The sequence below is a fragment of the Paenibacillus sp. 23TSA30-6 genome (assembly GCF_014858585.1).
In the GTDB taxonomy this organism is placed as follows: domain Bacteria; phylum Bacillota; class Bacilli; order Paenibacillales; family Paenibacillaceae; genus Paenibacillus.
Genome location: NZ_SLTL01000073.1, coordinates 1 through 3,340, shown reverse-complemented (window position 1 = coordinate 3,340; position 3,340 = coordinate 1). Strand labels below are relative to the sequence as shown.

Sequence of the window (3,340 nt, the reverse complement as noted above, 5' to 3'; positions counted from 1 at the left end):
TGTATTAGGCACGCCGCCAGCGTTCGTCCTGAGCCAGGATCAAACTCTCCATTAAAGACCAACCGAAGTTGGTATATTGAAAGAGCGATGTGCTCATTTTGAAACTGACGAGATAAAATATCTCTTTTTGCTCCAGTTTCGTTCAGCCTTGCAGCATGTCCGAAACCTTCGCGGTTCACTCACTCGTTGTTCAGTTTTCAAAGATCAAACCTGCATTATGTCTTGCTGTCGTTCTTGCTTTGTTTCATCACCGCGTTTCAGTGGCGACCTTTATAATATATCATTACTTTGTGAGATTTGCAAGAGTTTTTTTAATTTCTTTTTTTCGAGCAAATTCCTCAAAAAGGAACGAAAATTAATTTACCATGAATCCTAAATAGAGTCAACACTTATTTTGATATCAGTAAGTATAAACTTCTTAAGGGTTAACTTCCTAATATCTCTGATTTTATAATTGGCTCTTATATCTTTTATTGTTTGGTTTGGGGAACGCGCCCTCTGCGGGCATATTTGGATAGTTCCTTGGCGGGTGCAAAGCGGGCATACATGCGGAAAACTGTTTTATACCGAAGCGCTATCGCATAACGAATATCCTGATCCAATCGGGTATCGCTCATATCAAGCAGCATTTCATCAAGTTCCTTACGAAGAACATAATCCAGTTCCTTGCATTCTTTTTCGTTAAACAGCATTCCCAGCATATGACCATACTCCCTTATCAGCTTATTATATAGTGCTTATATTCGTTCAACTATTGTTCCAGTCTTTACCTGTTTTTAAACTCAACTGCTAAGGTTTCAAACTTATTCCGATTTAATTCCATGTTTTCTCTTTGGGCTCTCCCCTTTGTTATGTTCAATTTTCAGGAAAAATATAAATAACCGACCATAATATTTTAATGTGACAATAAACGATACGTTATCCCACTCTCGATTGCAGCAGCAATAAGCAGCAGAACAATGGACCATATAGACACCCTCAACGTCTGTTTCATAAACGACTCCCATGTTTGGGCAAGCCCTTTTCGTTTCAACCCTATGCCTGCACCGATCGAGGACATCACCTGCCCCCCAAACTTCAAACCGAAAGCACAGGCGATAATTAAAACAGGTAATTCAATTACACCATGCGGAAGCAGTCCTTTTACAATAACCTCATACAAGCTTCTGCCCGTATCCGCCTGTAAGTGTACGACAAACCCCAGAACCATCCCATTCATAATCAAAAATACAAACGGTACGATTCCAAATAAAGCCCCTACAAATATAACCAGCACACACTTGATAGCATTATTGAAAAAGATAAACACAAAAAAACTCCATTGAGGATGTTCAGTCTGTTGCAAACGCTGAGCCACTTCCCCCAATCCTGACAATTGTTGAGCCAATATAGATTGAATAGCCCCTGTACTTAACCAGCCCACCACAATACTTATGCAAAAAAGAAATGCGGAAACTAAAATCAACCGTCTTGTCGTGTTTAAATCATGTAGAAATGCTTTTAATCCCATCAGATCGGTCCCTCCTGTTAGTCCAATGGCATAATTGACAACCCCAGGCATAGCTTTAAGTAAACAAGCACTTCTATGATGAAAGGGGCGTTATTAACCATGAATTCTTTTTTTTATGTACTGAATGGCAAAAAAATTAAACGGTTCTTTATCGTAGCAGCGGCGGCCATTTTCGCTATTGGGGTCATTTATGTAGAAACTGATAATGTCACCGTTTTTTCCGAGGAAGTACCAGCGGCTATTTATAGTGTACCCACAGACAAAAAGCTGATCGCTCTTACCTTTGACATTAGTTGGGGAGATAAGCGTACTGAACCCATCCTAAAGGTTCTTCAGGACAAAAAAGTGAACAAGTCCACCTTCTTTCTTTCCTCCCCATGGAGCAAAACACACCCGGAGCTTGTTAATCAGATAAAAGATCGTGGATATGAGATCGGCAGCCATGGACATAAACATGAAAATTACAGCAGTCTAAGTGATGAGGATATTCGTAAGCAGATTTCAACAGCCCACACCACGTTGACCGAGCTGACCGGGCAGTCGCCGAAGTTGATCCGTATGCCTAATGGTGATTTCGACAAAAGGGTTCTTCAGGTCGCCAGCACTTTAGGCTACAAAACAATCCAGTGGGACACTGATTCTTTAGATTGGAAAAACCCAGGTACTCAGGTCATTATTGACCGTGTTGTGAAAAAAGCACATCCCGGTGACATTGTTCTTCTGCATGCCAGTGATTCCTGTAAACAAACTCATGAAGCGCTGCCCGTCATTATCGACAAATTGCGTGCGCAAGGTTATGAATTTGTAACTGTATCCGAACTGCTTCAACAGGGAACAGTAAAAGGCAAAGAGGTTCGTGATCAGGCCCTGAGTCTTTAAGGAGTTATTTTACAACGTTCTCAACAAAAAACCAAAATTCAGACAACATATTTCACCTCATCCAATCGCATACTATCCACATTCATGATGAAGGAGGAATACGGCCATGAATTGGACTCGTTTGCGATTAGTCAGCATGATATGCGTACTGGGCGTTGCGCTAACTGGCTGTGGTTCGGACCAGAGCTCGGCGCCTCCCCAGAACAGCTATAAAGAAATGAAAACGATGGTTGTCGATATTTTAAAAAGCGATGACGGGAAAAAAGCAGTGGAGGAAGCTTTGACCGGGGAAAGCAGCTCATCGAAAGATGGACAATCCGGTCAAGGCAGCGAAGGAGGTGGATCTGGCGGAGGCTCCGGCGGCAGTATGGGAATGAAAATGATTATGCCCACACAGTCAGCAGAACAGATGAAGATCGCAGTCAAGGATACTCTGGTTTCTCCGGAATACAAAAAGGAAATCGAGAAAATTATGACTGATCCGCGCTTTGCTGGTGAGTTCGCCAAGGCCATCAACAGCCAAAGCAAGCAACTCCATATGCAGCTCATTAAAGACCCTTCTTATCAAAAATCTATTGAGGCGATGCTCAAATCGCCAGAACTGACCAAAATGTATATGGACTTAACTAAAACCCCTGAATACCGCAAACAATCTATGACGGTCATGCACGATGCGATGCAGAATCCAATTTTCCGACTTGAGGTCATGAATTTACTCAAAACTGTCGTACAGGAAGAGCTACAACCCAAGGTTGAGAAAAAAAGTGGTCAGGACGGAACAAGCGGTGCAAAACAAGATGGCGGTGGTAGCGGTGGTGGTGACAGCGGAGGACAAGGAGGTCAATAATAAAAAGGCTGGTTCAGGAACCAGCCTCAGATTGTCGAGAAACCCCGTCTTTTTGAGACGCGGGTTCTTTTTCTTTACATAATAATGGTCTGGTATCTGGAAAA

General features: G+C 42.4%; 4 protein-coding genes. 2 read left to right on the top strand and 2 right to left on the bottom strand.

What is annotated here, in order from left to right; all coding sequences use genetic code 11:
• Nucleotides 1–470 precede the first annotated feature (470 nt).
• Together E0698_RS26095 and E0698_RS26090 are read right to left on the bottom strand one after the other, a co-directional pair.
• The gene (locus E0698_RS26095; RefSeq protein WP_013312131.1) at nucleotides 471–701 is read right to left on the bottom strand and encodes a hypothetical protein; all 231 of its coding nucleotides are present in this window, start codon (nucleotides 699–701) and stop codon (nucleotides 471–473) included.
• 194 nt (nucleotides 702–895) lie between these two features.
• On the bottom strand, nucleotides 896–1,510 hold the full coding sequence (locus tag E0698_RS26090) for a stage II sporulation protein M (protein WP_192513410.1): 615 nt from the start codon (nucleotides 1,508–1,510) through the stop codon (nucleotides 896–898).
• A 99-nt stretch (nucleotides 1,511–1,609) separates the two neighbouring features.
• On the opposite strand from E0698_RS26090, the gene pdaB reads away from it, so the two are divergent.
• A complete protein-coding gene (gene pdaB, locus E0698_RS26085; protein ID WP_192513409.1) occupies nucleotides 1,610–2,389 on the top strand; it encodes a polysaccharide deacetylase family sporulation protein PdaB in 780 nt (259 codons plus the stop codon).
• Between the two features lie 106 nt (nucleotides 2,390–2,495).
• Complete coding sequence (gerD, locus tag E0698_RS26080) at nucleotides 2,496–3,236, top strand: spore germination lipoprotein GerD (RefSeq protein WP_192513408.1); 741 nt, start codon at nucleotides 2,496–2,498, stop codon at nucleotides 3,234–3,236.
• Nucleotides 3,237–3,340: the final 104 nt, after the last annotated feature.